Raw genomic sequence first — 17,865 nt, forward strand, 5'->3', positions numbered from 1 at the left:
CGGGTTGTTCGCTCAATCTATATTCAGATTTTTTATTTGGGGGTGCGCTGGTTCAACTTCAGACACCACCCCCCGCGAACAGGGGGGTGCCATGGCCTCCCGCGGCCGTCCAGGGCGATGCGGGACAATCCGCCCCATGTTCTCGAATCTGATCACCCCCCCTGTCGAGCCGACCGCACGCGCCCGGTTCCTGCAACTGCTGGAGACGGCGCTGGCCACCCGGCAATTCGTGCGCCTGACACTGGGCAAGTACCGTGGCAGCGAGGCGGGGCTGGAGCGGCTGCTGGTGCGGCCGGTGCAACTGCGTGGCGAGGCGCATCTGCAGCTGGTCTACCGCCACACCACCAAGGACATCACCAAGAACCACCCGGTCGCCGAGGCACTGGCGGTGCTCGACGCCCTGCTCGGGCCGTCGTTCCAGAACGCCCACCTGCACACCCGCACGCAGGAGGTGCAGCTCACCGTCAAGGAAAAGGGCGGGCGCGACAAGAGCCTGCTGCGGGTCGGCAAGGCCGCTGCCACCGAGGGAGCCGTGGCAGACGACACGCCCGAGGACGAGGACGGCGCGCCCGCGCACAACCGCGAGAAACACCGCCTGCTGTCACTCGACCGCCCCTTCTGGGCCGACCTGGGTGTCACCACCGCGCAGCACCAGCTCATCCCGGCCATGTCGCGCAAGTGGCGCCAGATCAACAAGTTCACCGAGGTCTTCGCCAGCGCGATGGCCGCGTCCCCGCTGGCGGGTGCGGCCAAGGAGCGACCGGTCGGCGTGTTCGACTTCGGCTGCGGCAAGGGCTACCTGACCTTCGCGATGCACGACTGGCTGCGCGCGCAGGGGCGCGTGCCGCAGGTCACCGGCGTGGAACTGCGCGAGGAACTGGTCGCGCTGTGCAACGACTCTGCGGCGCGCCACGGACTGGACGGGTTGCGCTTCGACGCGGGCGATGTGCGGCACTACACGCCGGTCGGGCTGGACGTGATGGTCGCGCTGCACGCCTGCGACATCGCCACCGACTACGCCATCGACTTCGGGCTGCGCGCCGGGGCGTCGATCATCATGTGCTCGCCGTGCTGCCACAAGCAGGTCCGCCCGCAGATGAAGACGCCACCGCTGCTGCGCCCGATGCTGCAGCACGGTGTCCATCTGGGGCAGGAAGCCGAGATGGTCACCGACAGCCTGCGCGCGCTGCTGCTGGACGCCGCCGGCTACGACACGCAGGTCTTCGAGTTCGTCTCGCTGGAGCACACGAACAAGAACAAGATGATCCTGGCCGTGAAGCGCAGCGAGACGCCGGATGGCCATGCCGACGCCGTGCGCGCGCAGATCCGGGACATCAAGCAGTTCTACGGGATCCGGGAGCAGTGTCTGGAGACGCTGATCGCGGCCCGCACCCTCCCCTCCTCACCACTCCAATGACGGAAAACGCACCCCATGTCCGGTAACCATTTCCACGTCCACGGACCCCACGACCACGAACTGGAGCACGTCGCCCACCACGGCAGCAGCGATGCCTCGACCAATTCGATCGCGGTGGCCACTGCGGTGATCGCCACGGTCGGCGCACTGTTCTCCTACATGGGCGGGGCGACGCAAGCGAACGCGGGCCTGTACAAGAACAACGCCGCGATCAAGAAGACCGAGGCCAGCAACCAGTGGAACTACTACCAGGCCAAGAGCAGCAAGCAGAACCTGGCCGAACTGGGCGTGCAGCTGACGCAGGGCGACGTGCGGGACAGCTACGCCAAGGAAATCCAGCGCTACAAGGCGGAAAAGGACGACATCAAGGTCCGGGCCGACGCGCTGGAAAAGGAATCCGCCGACTGGGACCACCGGTCCGACGAGCAGATGCACCTGCACCACCGCTGGGCGCAGGCGACCACCGCGCTGCAGGTCTCGATCGCGCTGGCGGCCATCTCGCTGCTCACGAAGCAGGGCTGGCTCAAGGTCGCCATGTACGCCGTGGCTGGCGGCGGGGTGCTGCTGGGCGGGGCCGCCTGGATGCACCTTTGACGCCGGATCCGCTCAATTGCGCCCGCAGCAGGCCTTGAACTTCTTGCTGCTGCCGCAGGTGCAGGGGTCGTTGCGCCCGGGTTTGGCGCCTGTGCGGCGGAAGGTCAGCGCCTGACGGTCGGCGCGGGATGCGGCCCGGCGGGCCGGCGCGAAATGGCGGTAGAGCTGCGCCGCGCCCATCACCATCGCCTCGATCACCTCGGCGCGCACCGCGTCGTCGAACGGCGGCGGGCGCATGGCCTCGTTGGGGTCGTGTTCGTGGTGCAGCATCATCATCGGGACCAGCACCTCGCCGGCCTCGTCGTCGCCCAGCACCTCCTGCCAGCCCTCCGGCGACACGTGCATCCCGCGCGTGAAGCCGGTCGCCCAGGCATTGCCGGTGACGCGGCCATCCGTGCCGGCGCTCAGGCGCGGCACGCGCGGGGTGTCGGCCGCATCGGCCTCGACCAGCTCTTCGGCCACCGCGCTCCAGTGGCGCGTCACCAGTCCGACGATCGTGCGGGCCTGGCCTTCGTCGTCGAACGAGGCTTCGGCGTCCGCGGTCTCGCCCCAGACCAGCGGCAGCCACACGGCCGGGCCGACGAGGTCGGGCGTGCAGTGCAGCGCGCAGAAGAAACCGTCGAGCATCTCGACGTTCATCGCCCCGGTGGGCAGGCTGGCGAGGAAGGCGTCGAGCTGGTCGAGTTCGGTGGCGGACAGCGGCTCGGTGCGGGTGGAATCAGTCTGGATGGGGGCGTTCATGGGCCGCGAGCGTATCACCCGCCGCCAGGACCTTCGCCGTGCCGTCGGTGCCGGTGTCGGCGGCGTCAGTGGACGGCCGCAGGCTTCGGATTTATGCTGAAACGATGCACACCAACTACGACACCGACATCGTCGCCTGGGCGGCCGAACAGGCGCGCCTGATCCGGGCGGGTCGTTTCGATCAGGTCGATCTGGAACACATCGCCGAGGAGATTGAAGACGTGGGCAAGAGCGAACAGCGGGAACTCGCCAACCGGATGGCCGTCCTGCTGGCCCATCTGCTCAAGTGGTTGCACCAGCCCGAGCGGCGCGGCAGCAGCTGGGACAGCACGATCCGGGAGCAGCGCAAGGCACTCGCCCGCCGGCTGCAGAAGACGCCCAGCCTGCAGCACTGTCTGAACGACAAGGAATGGTGGGAAGATGCTTGGCTGGACGCCCGCACCGAGGCCGCCAGGGAAACCGGCATCGGGTTTGATCGGTACCCGGACGTGTGCCCGTGGACCAGCGCGGAGATCCTGTCCAGCGACTGGCTTCCATCGAACTGAACGTCCTGCGTAGGCGGCTCACGCCAGCGCCATCGGCATCCGCACGGTGACCTCCAGCCCCGGCGCGGCCGCCCGCGCCACCAGCCGCCCGCCGTGGGCCTGCGCCACCAGCCGGCACAGGTACAGCCCCAGCCCCACCCCGCCACTGCTGCGACCGCGCGCGGCATCGGGCCGGTAGAAGGCCTCGCCGAGCTGGGCGAGCGCCTCGGGAGCGACACCCGGTCCGTGGTCGCGCACCGTGAAGACCAGCTCGTCCGCTTCCCGGCGCAAGCGGATCTGCAGCGGCGGCTGGCCATGGCGCAGCGCATTGCCGACGAGGTTGCGCACCAGCAGCCGCCAGCGCGCCGGGTCGACCGCCACGGGACCGAGGTCCGCGTCCAGATCGAGTTCCAGCGCCACGTCCGCCGGCACCTGCTCGTGCACGGCGATCTCGACCAGTGCGGCCAGATCGACCGGCTCGCGCTGCAGCGCCGCGTGCCCGGCAGCCAGGCGCTCGCTCTCCAGCAGGTCGCTGATGAGTTCGCGCATCTCGCCCAGGTCGCGCAGCAGCGCATCGCGCGAGGGGCCTTCGTCGACCAGTTCGGCATTCAGCCGCGCCCGCGTGAGCGGCGAACGCAGCTCGTGGCTGATCGACAGCAGCAGCGCCCGCTTGGCGTCCAGCATGTGGCGCAGCTCGCCCGCCATGGTGTTGATCTGCCCGGCGAGCCGGCCGAGCTCGTCGTCGCTGCGCACGGGAATCGGCGGGTCGAACTGGCCCTGTCCATAGCGCACCGCCCCGGCGCGGATGTCGCCGAGCGGCCGCAGCCAGTGCCGCATCACGAGGTAGGCGAGCCCGGTCAGCACCAGCAGCAGCCCGAGCGTGAACCAGCCGATCGCGCGCGGCCGGTGGCGCCAGGGCACGTCGCCGAGGCCGAATTCGAGCGTGTGGCCGTCGGCGGTGGTGCGGGTGAGCAGCAGCCAGCCGCGCTCGGTGTCGTCGCCGGCCGTGGGGGCCTCGTCGTCCTCGGGATGCATCCTGCGGTGCATCGGCGGCATGGGCAACGGCCGCGGCGGCTCGCTCGCCATCCACGGCGGCAACAGGCCCTGGCGCTGCGCACGCAGCGCGCGCAGATGGGGGTGTGAATCCCACTGGACCTGCGGCCCGGCGATGCGCACCGACAGTGGCAGGCGCTCGACCAGGGCCTTGGCGCGCTCGACGTCCGGCGGAGAGCCCAGCTCGTCGGCAAGCCGGTCCACGTAATCGGCCACCAGCGGACGCACCAGCGCCCGCCAGCCACCGCCGATGGCGCGCTGCATCCCGCCGGTGAACACCGCCGTCAGCGCGAGTGCCAGCACCAGGAACAGCAGCACCAGCCGCACGCCGAGCGCGCCGGTCACGCGCCGGAATGCCTGCAGCGCCGCGTTCATGGCTGGCGCGCCCCGGCGAAGGTGTAGCCGGCGTTGCGCAGGGTCTTGATGCAGTCCAGCGGCTCCAGCTTCCTGCGGATGCGGCTGACGAGGATGTCGATGGCGCGGGTGTAGACGTCGGCGTCGTGGCCACGCAGCCGGGAGAGGATCTCGTCGCGGGTGAAGACCTTGTGGGGCTCGCCGGCCAGCAGCGCCAGCAGCTCGAACTCGGTGCCGGTCAGCTCGACCTCGGCCCCGTCGCGCAGCACCTGCCGGCGGTCCAGGTCGATCTCGATGCCGTCGAAGACCAGGCGCCGGCCGTTTTCAGGCGGCACCACGGCGGGCGCCGCCGGTTGACGGCGGCGCAGGATGGTCTGCAGGCGGGCGGCGAGTTCGCGCGGCTCGAAGGGCTTGGGCAGGTAGTCGTCGGCGCCGAGTTCGAGGCCGATGACGCGGTCCATCACGTCGCCACGCGCGGTGAGCATCAGGATGGGCAGGCCGGCCAGCGCCGGGTCGCGCCGGATCGCGCGGCAGACGTCGAAGCCGTCCATCTCGGGCAGCATCACGTCGAGGATGACCGCGTCGAAGCCGCCCTCGCGCAGGCGCGCCAGGCCCACGCTCGGGCGCAGCGCGCTCTCCAGCGTGAGGTCGAAGCGTTTCAGGTAGGCCGCCAGCGGGGCGGCCAGGTGTTCGTCGTCGTCGATGAGCAGCAGGCGGGGCATGGCGGGATCCTAGCGCCGTGCGCGCGTCTGCTGTCGGCTTGTGGACGGTCGATCAGCCGCCGTGGCGACCCATCATGCCGCGGCCCATCGGACCACGCTCCATGAAGGCGCGGACCTTGGCCTGCTGCTCGGGCTTGAGGCTGTCGTAGAAGTCACCCATGGCGGTGATGACGTCGGGCGCGGAGGAGCGCATGGCGTTGGCCTTCTGGTCGACGAGGGCCTGGGCGCCGGCGCGGTCGAATTTCTCGCCCTTGATGAGCGCCTGCATCTCGGCGCGCGGCATCATGCCGCCGCCCATGCCACCGGGGCCGCCATGGCCTTCGTGGCCCTTCATCTCACCCTTGCCCTGGCCCTGCCCCTGGCCCATCTGCCCGCCGCTGGCGGCCATCATGGCCATGCGCTTGGCGTGCATGGTGTCCATCAGGGTGACGAGCCGGGCCTTCTGGGCAGCGTCGAGCGACAGCTCGGTGGTGGCGCGCTCGATCATGCGGTCGCGGTGCTTCTGCATGTCGGCCGGGCTGTGTTGGCCGTGGCCCATCATGCCCATGTGGTGCTCGCGGCCGCCGCGGCCTTCGCCACGGCCGTCGCTGTTGAACGGGTTGTGTCCACAAGCGGACAGACCGACCACGAGACCGGCCGTGGCCAGGGCGAACAGGGAGCGCTTGATCAGGGGACGCATGGTGAGAATTCCTTCTTCGGTATGGACTGGCTGGAGACGTGTCGCCCGGTCGGGGACCGGCTGCAACATGGACTCCATCGTGCCTGCCCGATGCTGCGCTGTCCTTTCTCGCAGGTATCGTCGTGTTTCGTTTTATGTCGCCGCCGGGTCGGCGCCCACGCGGTGGCGCGCCATGAAGCCGCGGTCGATCCGGTCCTTCCAGCGCCAGACCCAGCGCCCCTGCACCGCCAGCGGCCCCCAGGCAGCGATGGCGCGGCGCTCGCCGAGCGACAGCAGGTTCAGCGTGCGCACGGGGGCATCCCAGGGCACCGGCGCCCGCCCCGCCAGCCGCCCGAGCACATTCGCCGCCAGCGTGGCACCCGCCCGCACCGCGTAGACCCCGCTCTTCGGCAGCGGCCGGTCCAGCCGGCTGGCGACGTCGCCCGCGGCGAACACCGCCGGGTGCGACACGCTCTGCAGCGTCGGCAAGGTCGCCAGCCCGCCGTCTGGTGCCAGCGCCAGCCCGCTGCCCTGCAGCCAGCGCGGCGCGACCGTGCCGGTGGCCAGCACGACTTCGTCGGCGGGCCAGATCCGCCCGTCCGCGGTCACCACGGCGTCGGCGGCGATCTCGCGTGCGGCACCCTCGATGCAGCGCACGCCCCGGTCCGCCAGGGCCTGCGCCCCCAGCCGCCGCACGGCCGCGGGGTAGTTCGCCAGCAGCCCGGAGGCGCCCGCCACGAGGACCACCTCGGCCGCCGCCCCCAGCCGGTGCCGCCACGCCAGCGCCAGCTCGAAGCCCGCCGCGCCACCGCCGACCACGACCACCCGCCGCGGCGAGGCCTCGGCCAGCCGGCGCGTGGTGCGGGCCAGCCAGTCCTCGATCGGCCGCAGCGTGGGCACGCCGCCACCGAACCGACCGGCGTCCTGCACCGGGCCGGTGTTGACCGACAGCACGTCGTAGCCGAGCACGCCACCGTCGTCCAGCCGCACCGTGCGCGCCGCGGCATCCAGCCCCACGGCGGCGGCCAGCCGCAGCGTCACCCCGGCCGCAGCGGCCAGCGGCGCCAGCGCGATCACGCACTGCGCCTCGGTGTAGTGCCCGGCCAGCCAGCCGGGCAACATGCCGGAGTAGACCTGCCGCGGCGCCGGGGTGACGAGCACCACCTCGACCTGCGCCGGCCGCTGCCGCGCCAGGGCCTGCAGCACCGCGAGCTGCGCGTGACCGCCACCGAGCAGGACGAGGCGTTGCGCCGCCTTCACGGCTGCCACGCCAGTGTGGCGACGTAGCCCAGGCTGTCCGCGCCGGTGTTGTCGGCATCGCCCGACACGGCCACCGCGCTCAGCGGCGGCAGCACGGTCCCCAGCTCGTCCGCAAACAGGCGGCGGAGATCCGCCGCCACATCGCGCCGCTCGTCTGCCCACGCCCCCAGCGGATCGCCCTGCCCGCGCACGACGACCATGCGCAGGCGCCGGCTGTAGACGTTGTCGAGCACGGTGCCGACCGGCAGCGATGGATCCCAGACATAGCAGACCGTGGCCGCCGGCAGCGCCTGCCCGGTGCGGCTGCGCGCCAGACGCAGCACCTGGCGCTCGATGAACGGCACCTGCGTCAGCGGCAAGTCGAAGGAGGCGCACACCTTGAGCGCCACATCGTCGCCCGACTTCTGGCGAAGATCGACGCGGGGATTGGGCCTGTCCAGCCGCCAGCGCCAGACCAGCTGGCCGGCAGCCGGCACGGTGCGCGGCGAGAGGTCGTGGACCAGATGGCCGTAGCTGCCCCGGGCCTCGACACGCAGCACGCGCTGGCCATCGAGCAGCACGCTGTCGTACTGGGTCGACGGCAACTGCTGACGAGGCAGGCCGTTGAATTGCCAGCCGGCGCCGACCCGGTCCCCCGTGACCAGCGGCGGCAACACCGTCTGCTGCGCGTCCGCCGTGCTCACCAAGCCCGCGAACGCGAGCACCCACCCCGTGCACCAAGTGCGTCCAGCCATCTCAGCCTCCCCTGCGCCACGCGTGGTAACGCGCCAGCCAGCGCAGGGCGCCTTCCGGCTTGTGCGCGTCCTTCCAGCGCCCGGCGGTGAGCTTGGCTGCGTCGGACCAGCTCGGATACGGGTGGACCGTGCCGAGGATCTTGTTCAACCCCAGCCCGTGTTGCATCGCCAGCGTGAATTCGGCGAGCAACTCGCCCGCGTGGGCGCCGACGATGGTGACGCCGAGCATCCGGTCGCGGCCTGGTTCGGTCAGCACTTGAATGAAGCCGGTGGTCTCGCGCTCGACGATGGCGCGGTCCAGATCGCCGAGCGGGTAGCGCGTCACCTCGACCGCCACGCCCTGCGCCGCCGCCTCGCGCTCGTTCAGACCGACGCGGGCGATCTCGGGATCCAGGAAGGTGACCGCCGGCATCACCCGGCCATCGACACGGAAGCGCCTGAACTGCCCGAACAGCGCGTTGACCGCCGCCGACCACGCCTGGTGACCCGCCGCGTGCGTGAACTGCCACGGCCCGGCCACGTCTCCGCAGGCATAGATGTTGGGGTGCAGCGTTTCGAGGTATTCATTCGTCTCGATGGTGCGGCCCGCCGGGATGCCGAGCGCCTCCAGCCCGAAGCCCTGCAACCGCGCCGAGCGGCCGACCGCGACCAGCAGCCGGTCAAAGGCCACCGCCGCGCCGTCCGCCAGCTGCAGCACGCCGTCCGGCGCGCCGGCCGCGCTGGCCTCCGCGCGCTGCACGGCCACACCCAGCCGCAGGTCGACGCCCGCCGCACGCAGGCTGTCGGCGGCCAGCGCGCTTACCGCATCGTCCTCGCGCGCCAGCAGCCGCGGCGCCTGCTCGACCAGCGTGACCCCGCAGCCCAGCCGCGCCAGCGCCAGCGCGAGTTCGCAGCCGATCGGGCCGCCACCCAGCACCGCGAGCCGCCGCGGCGCCGTGCGCAGTCCCCACAGCGTGTCGCTGGTCAGGAAGGCCACGTCCTGCAGCCCCGGCAGCGGCGGCACCGTCGGCGCAGCGCCCGTGGCGATGACGATGGCGCGGGTGCTCAGCACCTCGCGCGTGCCGTCCGCGGCCGTGATCTCGACATGCCACGGATCGACCAGCCGCGCGTGGCCCTGCCGCACATCGACGCCCAGCGCCGTGTAGCGCTCGACCGAGTCGTGCGGCGCCACGCCCCGCACGGCGTCGGCGACCCGGTCCATCACGGCCGCGAAATCGACCGTGGCCGGCGCCGCCGTCAGGCCGAACTCGTTGGCCCGCGTCACCTCGTGGGCGAGTTTCGCGGCGCGGATGAGCGCCTTGCTCGGCACGCAGCCGGTGTTCAGGCAGTCGCCGCCCATCTGGTGCGCCTCGACCAGCGTCACCTTGGCCCGCACGGCGGCGGCGATGTAGCTCGTCACCAGCCCCGCCGCACCGGCGCCGATGACGACCAGATTGCGGTCGTACTGCTTCGGCCGCTGCGCCGCCCAGGGCTGCTGCACCCGGCGCGCCTGCCAGCCGGCGAGCACCGCCCGCGCGATCCACGGAAACACCGCCAGCAGCGCAAACGCCCCGAGCAGCTGCGGCGACACGATGCCCGACAGCGACTGCAGACCACCCAGCGCCGTGCCCGCGTTCACGTAGACCAGCGTGCCCGGCAACATGCCGAGCTGGCTCACCCAGGCGTAGCGGCGTGCGGGCATCTTCGTCAGGCCCATCACCAGATTGATCACGAAGAACGGCACCAGCGGCACCAGGCGCAGCGTGAAGAGGTAAAAGGCGCCGTTGCGGTCCATGCCGCGGTGGACTTCGTCCAGCCGCGCGCCGAAGCGGCGGGAGACGCTGTCACGCAGCAGGTAGCGTGCGGCGAGGAAGGCCAGCGTCGCGCCCGCGGTGGACGCCAGCGACACCACCACCAGCCCGGTCCACAGCCCGAACAGCGCCCCGCCGGCCAGCGTCAGGATCACCGCGCCGGGCAGCGACAGCGCGGTGACGGTGACGTAGACCGCCATGTAGACAGCGATCACCGTCAGCGGGCGGGCGTCGTAGAGGGCGAGCAGTTCGGTCTGACGGGCCTTCAGCGTCTCCAGCCGCAGCCAGTGGCCGAGGTCAAAGAACCAGAACGCGGCGGCCAGCGCCACCACGGTCAGCAGGATCAGCCATTGGCGTCGGGTCATGGGAGGGGGTCCTTGTTCGGTGCCGCGTCGAGCAGCGTCCATCCCGCGAGCAGCCGGGTGCCAATCGTCAGGCCGCAGAGCGCCGCAAAGCCCAGCGCCAGTGCGGGGAACGCCGCCGGCCACAGGCACATCGCCGCGAAGCACAGCAGCGTCTCGGTGCCTTCGGTCAGGCCACCAAGGTAATAGAAGCCTTTTTGCGGATAGGCCGCGCTGTTCAGGCCCTGCCGCTCGGCCAGGATGGCGAAGGCGAGAAAGCTCGACCCGGTGCCGATGAACGCGGCCAGCAGCACGGCGGCGGCCAGCGCGTTGTGCGCCGGATCCAGCACCGCGAAGGCCAGCGGCACGCTGGCGTAGAACAGGAAATCGAGCGCGATGTCGAGGAAGGCGCCGCGCGGTGTCGGCGTGGTCAGCCGTGCAACCGCGCCGTCCAGCCCGTCGGCCAGCCGGCCCAGCGCCATCAGCAGCAGCCCCGCCAGCGGATGCCCCAGCGCCACCAGCCCGCTGCCCGACAGGCCGACCACCGCACCCGCCAGCGTCACCGCGTCCGCCGACACGCCACGCCGCACCAGCGCCCCGGCGAGCCGCTGCACCGCGGGCGTGAGCCAGGAGAGCACCAGTCGATCAAGCATCCGGGCCTCCATGGAAATCGGGGCCCAGATCCGGCAAGGCCAGCACCTGCGCGCCGGGCGGGATGTCGGCCGGATCGTGCGTGACCAGCACGGCCGGCAGGCCGTGGCGGGCCAGCGTCTGCCAGACCAGCGCCCGCATGGCGGCCCGCAGCGACACATCCAGCCGCGAGAACGGCTCGTCCAGCAGCAGCGCCCGCGGCGCGGCCAGCAAGGTGCGCAGCAAGGCGACCCGCTGCCGCTGGCCGCCGGACAACTGGTGCGGGCGCTTGGCCGCGTGCGCGGACAGGCCGGCCTCGGCCAGCGCTGCCTCGGCGCGGGCGACACGCTCGGCACGCCAGCCGGCGGGCACGGCAAAGAGCAGGTTGTCGAGCGCGGTCAGGTGCGGAAACAGCAGGTCGTCCTGGAACATCAGCCCGAGCCGGCGGGCCTCGACCGGCAGCGTGTGCAAGGGCAGGTCGTCCAGCCACAGCCCGCCACTGGCCTGCAGCGGCGGTGCGGCCAGCCCGGCCAGTGCCTGCAGCAGCGAACTCTTGCCGCAGCCGCTCGGCCCGGTGACCACCAGCACCTCGCCGGGCGCCACCACCGCATTCACCGGCCCGACCAGCACCCGGCCGTGCAGCGTGACGGTCACATCGACCAGCCGCAGCGTCATGGCCGCACCGCCTGCGCGCGACCGACCATGCCGGCCAGCGCAAATCCCAGCAGCGGCAGCAGCGCCTGCAGCACCGCGAACGCTGCCCCGGTCGCCCGCTGTCCACCGGCGGACAGCGTGACCGCCTCGGTCGTCACGGTGGCGAGCCGGCCGGCGCCGATGAAGAGCGTCGGCAGGTACTGCCCCACGCTGACCGCGAAGCCCACCGCCAGCGCCGAGGCCAGCGGCGCGGCCAGCAGCGGGCCCTTCACCTGCCACGCCAACGCCAGCCGCGAACGGCCGAGGGTCTGCGCCACCCAGGCGTGCCGCGGGTCGAAGCGCCGCCACGCCGGCAGCAGCGTCACCAGCACATAGGGCAGCGCCATCCAGGCGTGGACCAGTGCCAGCCCGGCGAAGGTGCCGTCCAGCCGCAGCGCCAGCGCGATCCGGTAGACGCCCACCATCAGCAGCAGGCCCGGCACGACGACCGGCACCAGCGCGACAGCGGTCGCGGCACGGTCCCAGGCGGGCGGGGTCGCCTCCAGCCACAGCACCACCAGGGCCACCGACAGCGCGGACGCCACCAGCGCCACGGCCAGCGTCGTCCACAGCGTGCCGGCCGCGGCGCCGACCTGCGTCCACGCGGCCAGCGTCCACACGGTCGGCCACAGCGCCGGAAAGCGCCACACGCCGCTGACCGAGGCGACGACCAGCGCCAGCCCCGCCGCCAGCCAGAGCGCTGCCAGCCCCCCTTCCGTCATCCCCGCGCAAGCGGGGACCCACGATCTCCAGCGTCCGTTCCTTGCGTGGGTCCCCGCTTGCGCGGGGATGACGGAGTGGCGAGGTCCGCGCACGGACCAGGCCTGGCGCACTGGACGCAGTACACGCCACAGCGCCAGCCCCACCCCCGCGCCCACCGCCATCACGCCCACCAGCACACACGCCGCTGCTGCGCCTTGCGCATTGCGCAGCGGATCGGCATCCAGCAGCCACTGCCAGGCCAGCACCGCCAGCGTCGGCGGTGCCCCCGGCCCGAGGACCAGCGCCATGTCCACCACCGTCAGCCCGTACGCGGCGACCGCCGCCACCGGCCACACCAGCGCCCCGCCCCACCCCGGCCACACCACGCGCCACCAGACCTGCGCCGGCGTGTAGCCCAGGCTGCGGCCGAGCGCGAGCTGCTGGCGCAGCCGCGGCGCGACGTCCGGCCGCGCCAGCAGCGCCGCGATCGTCCAGAGCAGGAACGGTGTCTCCTTCAGCACCAGCGCCAGCGTCAGCGCCAGTGCGTGCGGATCGTTCACGGTGGTCCAGTCCGGCGGCACGTCCCAGCCTGCCAGCGGCGCCAGCAGCCGGGCGATCCAGCCGCCCGGCATCCACAGCAGCAGCAGCCCGATGGCCAGCGCCGCGTGCGGCACGGCCAGCATCGCAGGCAGGCGCCGCTGCAGCGCCGTCCAGCGCGGATGCGCCCAGAGGCAGGTCGTCAGCCACAGGCTCAGTGCGGTGGCGATCAGCGTGCTGCCCAGGCCAGACACCAGCGAGGAACGCAGGGCGGGCCCTGTCTGCGGATCGTCCCGCAGCGCCTGCCACGCCGCGGGCTGCCCCGCTTCGCTTAAGGCCACCGCCAGGGCCAGACCCAGCGGCAACGCCACCAACCCGATGCCCGCCCCCCGTGCCGCCCAGCGCGCCAGGCGCCACGCGACCGGCGACGGCGCGCTCAGCGCCCGTAACGCCGCAGCCATTCCTGCTCGATCGGATCGACCCACGAGCCATGCGGCTCCGGCCACACCGGCGCGACACGCTGCACGATGCCCGGCACCGGGTTCGCCTGGAACAGCGCCCGCTCGGCCGGCGTGAGCCGGTTCATCGCCAGCACGGTCGGATCGCCCCACTGCCGCACGTCCGCCTTGCGCGCCTGCGCCGCGGGCGAGAGCAGGAAGTTCGCCACCACCTGCGCGCCCGCCCTGGCGCGGGCGTTGAACGGGATCGCGACGAAGTGCGTGTTGCCGACCGTGCCGCCGCTGTGCTGGTAGCTCACCACCGAGGACGACAGCTTGCCTGCCAGCATCTCGCTGGCCGCCTCGTTCGGGTTGAAGGTCAGGCTGATCCACAGCTCGCCATCGGCCAGCATCTGCCGCGCCACCGCGTCGCTGGCAGGGAACAGCCGGCCCTGGCGCCACAGGTGCGGGTGCAGCGCGTCGAGCGCCTTCCACAGCGGCGCCGTGACGCGGCCGAAGGCCTCGGCGCTGTAGGGCTTGCCGAGCGCGGCACGGTCGGCGGTGGTTTCCATCAGCACCTGCTTGACGAAGGTGGTGCCATGGAACTGCGGCAGCCGCGGATAGGTGAAGCGCCCCGGGTGGCGCAGCGCCCAGGCGGTCAGCTCGGTGATGTTGTCGGGCACGGTTGTCACGCGCTGGCCGTCGGCGAAGAAGGTGAGCTGCGCCATGCCCCAGGGCGCTTCCAGGCCGTCCACCGGCTCGGAGAAGTCCAGCCGCGTCGTCGGCTTGCCGACCACGTCCACGGCGGCAAATGCCGGCAGCGCCTCCGCCCAGGGACCGAACAGCAGCGCCTCGCGCTTCATGGTCAGGAAGTTCTCGCCGTTGATCCACAGCAGATCGACCGAGCCGTCTGCCGTGCGCCCCGCCGCCTTCTCCGCCCGCACGCGGCGCACCACTTCGGCCGCGTCGGTGATCTTGACGTGCTGGAGCGTCACGCCATGCAGTCGCTGCACCTCGCCCGCGACCCACTGCAGGTAGGCGTTGATGCGCTCGCTGCCGGCCCAGGCGTTGAAGTAGACCGTCTGGCCGCGCGCGTCGGCCTCGGTGCGTTTCCATGCAGCCGAATCGGCAGGCGCGGCCCAGGCTGGCCAGGCACCGGAGGCGACCGCAGCAGACAGGAAGGTACGGCGGGACAGTGCACGGGCAGCAGAAAGTCGGTTCACGGAATCCTCGAGCATGGAAAAACGCCGGCTGATCGGACACCGGCGGTCGATCATGCCAGTGCCGGACGGCCAGGGACGAAGCGCGGCCCGATGACCGCATCCGCCGACCACCGACCCGGCCCCCACAGCACCAGCCCGGCCAGCAGGCTGCCCCAGAACACGTGCAGTGCAAACGCCGCTTCCGGCATCTCCGGCACGCTCAGCACCGCGACCACGTTCATCACCGACAGCCCCAGCGCCGCGAAGCGCCCGCCCAGCCCGAGCACCAGCAGGACGGGCAGGACGATCTCGCCCGCCGTGCCGGCGAAGGCCGCCACCTCGGGCGACAGCAGCGGCACGTGGTACTCCTCGCTGAACAGCGCGAGCGTCGTCTCCCAGTCGCGCAGCTTGGTCAGGCCGGACAGGAAGAAGACCTTGGCGACGAACAGCCGCGCCGCCAGCTGCGCCAGCGGCTGCAGCGATTCGCAGAGATCGATCAGGCGGGCATGGCCGCGGCGAAGGGTGGGGAGGAGGTCGGTCAGCATGGGGGTCTCCAGACAGGGGTCAGGTGCTCACGGGGTCACGTCGATGTGCACCAGCAGGCCATCGGCCACCGCAGGCGCGAGCCAGTGCGCAAAATCAAAATCGGGCACCTCCAGCGCCCCGGCCAGCGCCTGCCCTTGCAGCAGGGTGCGGCGCAGGAAATCCGTGGTCGGCACATCGACCGCGGCCACCCGCACGACCCAGCCCTGGCGCCAGACCAGCGCCGTCTCGGCACGCTGCTCCGCCAGGGCCAGACGGGCCTCGGCAAAGGGATCGGCCAAGGCGGTCTGCTGCGGGTCGTGGTGGGCGCGCCAGACCGTGACGACCGGGTGGGCGCTTTCCACCAGCGCCAGCCCGGGCGCCGGGCGCAGCACGAGGCGCTCCGGATCGGTGTCGCCCAGCCGCATCAGCGTGGACAGGTCCGGCGCCACATCGGCCGCGCCCTCGCCTCGCGCGACTGCGTCGTCCAGCCGCGCCGCGTCGGCCAGATACGGCAGCTCGGCCAGTTGCGCGGCGTCGGCAAGGAAGGCGGGCAAGTCGTCGCCCCACTGCGCCAGATCGCCCCGCGCGGGCGGCGAGTGGCGCCAGAAGGCGCGGGCCATCGGCGCGAAGGTCTCGTCGCCCAGCATCGCTTGCACCGTCGGGTAGCGGGCCGCCAGCGCCTGCTCCGCGTTGACGGCGGCGTTGGCGGCGTAGACCGTGAGTCCGCGGGCCAGATCGGCACGCGCCGGGGCGCGGGTCCAGCCGGTGAGCGCACCGGGCTGGCCCGTGCGCAGCGCCTGCATCAGCATCCGCTGGCGGATCTGCTCGCGCCGGCGTGCGTCGTCGGGGCTCATGCGCGGGCCCCCTGCTGCACGGCGTCGGCCTGCGCCGCTTCGGCCAGCAGCACGTCGAGCGTCGGCAGGTCGGTGTCCCACTCGATCAGCGTCGGCACCGGACCATGGCGCCGCACGGCGTGCGCGTAGACCTGCCAGACGGGCGGGTGCACGCGGCTGCCGTGGTCGTCGATGACCAGCGTGTCGGTCTCGACATAGCCGGCGAGGTGGATCTCGCCGGCCACACCGGGCGCGAGCCGGTCGACCCAGGCGCAGGCGCGGCGCACGGCGGCAGCCTCGTCGTCGCCCGCGTTGAGCGCGTTGACAACGAGGTTGTTCACGTCGAGCAGCACGCCGCAGCCGCTGCGCTGCGCCAGGGCGTTGAAGAAATCGGGTTCGGTCAGACCATCGTCGGCCCAGGCCAGGTAGGCGCTCAGGTTCTCGACCAGGATCGGGCGGCGCAGGCGCTCCTGCACCTGCTGCACGTTGCTGACCATGATCGCCAGCGCAGCGTCGGTGAAGGCGATCGGCAGCAGGTCGCTGCCATGCCAGACCGGCGCGCCCCGCCCCGGATCCACCCGGGCGAAGCTGGCGTGGTCGGACACCCGCACCGGCTCGACGGCGGCGACCAGCTCGGCCAGCCGGTCCAGGTGCCACGCATCCAGCCCGCAGGCGCTGCCGAGCGACAGGCCGACCCCGTGCAGGCTGACGGCGTAGTCCTGGCGCAGATCGGCGAGCACGGCGCGGGCGGCGCCACCCGGCGCGAAGTAGTTTTCACTGTGGACTTCGAGGAAGCCCAGCGGCGGGCGCTGCTGCCGGAGCAGCGCCGCGTGGGGCTGGCGCAGGCCGATGCCCGCAGCGGTCGGTGCAGGCATGGCGGGCTCCTTACTTCTTCATGCCCATCTTGGCCTCGTCGGCCGTCATGCCCTTCATGTCCTTGCAGGTGCCCTTGGGCACGTACTTCCATTCGTCGGCGCCCATGTCGGCCTTGCTCTGGCCGGCGCAGGAGTGGGTGCCCGAGAGGTTGGCGCAGTCGTTCTGGCCGGCCTTGGCGATGCCGTAGCACTTTTCCTTGGCCTTGTCCTGCGCGGCGGCCGGAGCGATGGCGCCCATGGCGAGCACGGAAGCGAGGGCGGAAGAGAGGATGAGGCGCTGGTTCATGTCGGAACTCCGGTGAAAAGATGGCTGGTTGGTCAGGGAGAGCATCTCGCTGATCTGCCTGTGCGGCGGGAATGTTCAGCGGACAGGACTCTGTCGCACGGCACCCCGGAGTCCTTACACTGCCGACAACAAATTTTTCGGCATGCGCCGATCCCGCCCCCCATGAGTGACTTCGCCCGGCAGGTGCAAGCCCTGCGCCCGCAACTGCTGCGCTACGCCCGCAACCAGCTGCGCAACGACGCCTGGGCGGAAGACGCCGTGTCCGAGACGCTGCTGGCCGCGCTGGAGAAGCCCCAGGCCTACACCGGCGCGGCCCAGCTGAAGACCTGGCTGATCGGCATCCTCAAGCACAAGGTGATCGACCAACTCCGCCGGCACCGGCGCGAGGTCTCGACCACCTCGGACGACGAGGACCGGGAGGATCTGGACGAGTGGCTGTTCCGGGCCGATGGCCACTGGCGGGAGATGCCTGCCGACTGGGGCAATCCGGGCGCGGCGCTGGGGCAGCGGCAGTTCTTCGAGGTGCTCGAAGCCTGCATGGAGCATCTGCCGGGTCAGCAGGGCCGTGTCTTCATGATGCGCGAGTGGCTGGAGCTGGACACCGACGAGATCTGTAAGGAAACCGGCGTGAGCGCGACCAACCTGTTTGTGCTGCTGCACCGCGCCAGGCTGCGCCTGCGCGAATGCCTCCAGGTGAACTGGTTCACCGGCCACCACAAGCCGACCTGAACGGAACACGCCATGCGACTGCTGCTGACCTGCAAGGAAACCACCCGCCTCGTGCTCGAAGGCGAAGACCGCACGCTGCCGCTGGGCGAGCGCGTCCTGATACACCTCCACCAGCGCATGTGCAAGGGCTGCACCCGCTTTTCCAGGCAGGTGCGGCTGATGCACGGCGCGCTGGACGACTGGCGCCGCTACGCCGACGGCAACGACCAGACTCCGCCCGCGCCCTGA

General features: G+C 71.8%; 20 protein-coding genes. 5 read left to right on the forward strand and 15 right to left on the reverse strand.

The genetic code is table 11. The annotated features are described in order from the left end of the window. Positions 1 to 136 precede the first annotated feature (136 nt). Positions 137 to 1,417 (forward strand): class I SAM-dependent methyltransferase, encoded by a 1,281-nt coding sequence (locus BDD16_RS00035; RefSeq protein WP_179631909.1) that lies wholly within the window; start codon positions 137 to 139, stop codon positions 1,415 to 1,417. Between the two features lie 15 nt (positions 1,418 to 1,432). Continuing rightward, positions 1,433 to 2,011, forward strand: a complete 579-nt coding sequence (locus tag BDD16_RS00040; RefSeq protein WP_179631910.1) for a DUF4337 domain-containing protein — start codon at positions 1,433 to 1,435, stop codon at positions 2,009 to 2,011. A 12-nt stretch (positions 2,012 to 2,023) separates the two neighbouring features. On the opposite strand, the gene BDD16_RS00045 is transcribed toward BDD16_RS00040, so the two are convergent. Beyond that, positions 2,024 to 2,752, reverse strand: a complete 729-nt coding sequence (locus BDD16_RS00045; RefSeq protein WP_179631912.1) for a UPF0149 family protein — start codon at positions 2,750 to 2,752, stop codon at positions 2,024 to 2,026. 104 nt (positions 2,753 to 2,856) lie between these two features. Here BDD16_RS00045 and BDD16_RS00050 point away from each other — a divergent pair, with 104 nt between their 5' ends. Continuing rightward, a complete protein-coding gene (locus BDD16_RS00050) occupies positions 2,857 to 3,297 on the forward strand; it encodes a DUF29 domain-containing protein (protein WP_179631914.1) in 441 nt (146 codons plus the stop codon). 18 nt (positions 3,298 to 3,315) lie between these two features. Here BDD16_RS00050 and BDD16_RS00055 read toward each other — a convergent pair whose 3' ends face one another. The 14 genes from BDD16_RS00055 to BDD16_RS00120 form a co-directional block, all read right to left on the reverse strand. Continuing rightward, positions 3,316 to 4,704 carry a sensor histidine kinase gene (locus tag BDD16_RS00055; protein WP_179631916.1) on the reverse strand — a complete coding sequence of 463 codons (1,389 nt, stop codon included), beginning with the start codon at positions 4,702 to 4,704 and terminating at the stop codon, positions 3,316 to 3,318. Beyond that, entirely contained in the window at positions 4,701 to 5,405 is a 705-nt protein-coding gene (locus BDD16_RS00060; RefSeq protein ID WP_179631918.1) for a response regulator transcription factor, read from the reverse strand. Before BDD16_RS00060 ends, BDD16_RS00055 begins: the two co-directional genes overlap by 4 nt. Before the next feature lie 52 nt (positions 5,406 to 5,457). After that, the gene (locus tag BDD16_RS00065; protein WP_179631921.1) at positions 5,458 to 6,084 is read right to left on the reverse strand and encodes a Spy/CpxP family protein refolding chaperone; all 627 of its coding nucleotides are present in this window, start codon (positions 6,082 to 6,084) and stop codon (positions 5,458 to 5,460) included. Positions 6,085 to 6,216: 132 nt separating this feature from the next. After that, positions 6,217 to 7,332, reverse strand: coding sequence for an FAD-dependent oxidoreductase (locus BDD16_RS00070; RefSeq protein ID WP_179631925.1), 1,116 nt, complete (start codon positions 7,330 to 7,332; stop codon positions 6,217 to 6,219). Then, positions 7,320 to 8,057 carry a DUF3047 domain-containing protein gene (locus tag BDD16_RS00075; protein WP_179631927.1) on the reverse strand — a complete coding sequence of 246 codons (738 nt, stop codon included), beginning with the start codon at positions 8,055 to 8,057 and terminating at the stop codon, positions 7,320 to 7,322. Before BDD16_RS00075 ends, BDD16_RS00070 begins: the two co-directional genes overlap by 13 nt. Before the next feature lies 1 nt (position 8,058). After that, positions 8,059 to 10,212 carry an FAD-dependent oxidoreductase gene (locus BDD16_RS00080; protein WP_179631930.1) on the reverse strand — a complete coding sequence of 718 codons (2,154 nt, stop codon included), beginning with the start codon at positions 10,210 to 10,212 and terminating at the stop codon, positions 8,059 to 8,061. After that, entirely contained in the window at positions 10,209 to 10,841 is a 633-nt protein-coding gene (locus BDD16_RS00085; RefSeq protein ID WP_179631932.1) for a CDP-alcohol phosphatidyltransferase family protein, read from the reverse strand. The genes BDD16_RS00080 and BDD16_RS00085 overlap by 4 nt, the downstream gene beginning before the upstream one ends. Next, the gene (locus BDD16_RS00090) at positions 10,834 to 11,493 is read right to left on the reverse strand and encodes an ATP-binding cassette domain-containing protein (RefSeq protein WP_179631933.1); all 660 of its coding nucleotides are present in this window, start codon (positions 11,491 to 11,493) and stop codon (positions 10,834 to 10,836) included. Before BDD16_RS00090 ends, BDD16_RS00085 begins: the two co-directional genes overlap by 8 nt. Then, on the reverse strand, positions 11,490 to 13,211 hold the full coding sequence (locus tag BDD16_RS00095) for an ABC transporter permease (protein WP_246332431.1): 1,722 nt from the start codon (positions 13,209 to 13,211) through the stop codon (positions 11,490 to 11,492). Before BDD16_RS00095 ends, BDD16_RS00090 begins: the two co-directional genes overlap by 4 nt. Further along, positions 13,187 to 14,410: an ABC transporter substrate-binding protein gene (locus tag BDD16_RS00100; protein WP_310732854.1), complete on the reverse strand. Its 1,224-nt coding sequence runs from the start codon at positions 14,408 to 14,410 to the stop codon at positions 13,187 to 13,189. Before BDD16_RS00100 ends, BDD16_RS00095 begins: the two co-directional genes overlap by 25 nt. A 50-nt stretch (positions 14,411 to 14,460) precedes the next feature. Continuing rightward, positions 14,461 to 14,934 carry a DoxX family protein gene (locus tag BDD16_RS00105; RefSeq protein WP_179631937.1) on the reverse strand — a complete coding sequence of 158 codons (474 nt, stop codon included), beginning with the start codon at positions 14,932 to 14,934 and terminating at the stop codon, positions 14,461 to 14,463. A 27-nt stretch (positions 14,935 to 14,961) separates the two neighbouring features. Beyond that, positions 14,962 to 15,768 (reverse strand): HvfC/BufC N-terminal domain-containing protein, encoded by an 807-nt coding sequence (locus tag BDD16_RS00110; protein WP_179631938.1) that lies wholly within the window; start codon positions 15,766 to 15,768, stop codon positions 14,962 to 14,964. Next, positions 15,765 to 16,622 carry an MbnB/TglH/ChrH family RiPP precursor modification enzyme gene (locus BDD16_RS00115; protein WP_179631940.1) on the reverse strand — a complete coding sequence of 286 codons (858 nt, stop codon included), beginning with the start codon at positions 16,620 to 16,622 and terminating at the stop codon, positions 15,765 to 15,767. The genes BDD16_RS00110 and BDD16_RS00115 overlap by 4 nt, the downstream gene beginning before the upstream one ends. A gap of 10 nt (positions 16,623 to 16,632) precedes the next feature. Further along, positions 16,633 to 16,908, reverse strand: coding sequence for a BufA1 family periplasmic bufferin-type metallophore (locus BDD16_RS00120; protein WP_179631942.1), 276 nt, complete (start codon positions 16,906 to 16,908; stop codon positions 16,633 to 16,635). A gap of 162 nt (positions 16,909 to 17,070) precedes the next feature. On the opposite strand from BDD16_RS00120, the gene BDD16_RS00125 reads away from it, so the two are divergent. Both BDD16_RS00125 and BDD16_RS00130 read left to right on the forward strand, forming a co-directional pair. Next, entirely contained in the window at positions 17,071 to 17,637 is a 567-nt protein-coding gene (locus BDD16_RS00125) for a sigma-70 family RNA polymerase sigma factor (RefSeq protein ID WP_179631944.1), read from the forward strand. Between the two features lie 12 nt (positions 17,638 to 17,649). Next, positions 17,650 to 17,865 (forward strand): anti-sigma factor family protein, encoded by a 216-nt coding sequence (locus BDD16_RS00130; RefSeq protein WP_179631946.1) that lies wholly within the window; start codon positions 17,650 to 17,652, stop codon positions 17,863 to 17,865.

This window comes from Sphaerotilus montanus (assembly GCF_013410775.1).
GTDB classification, from domain to species: domain Bacteria; phylum Pseudomonadota; class Gammaproteobacteria; order Burkholderiales; family Burkholderiaceae_C; genus Sphaerotilus; species Sphaerotilus montanus.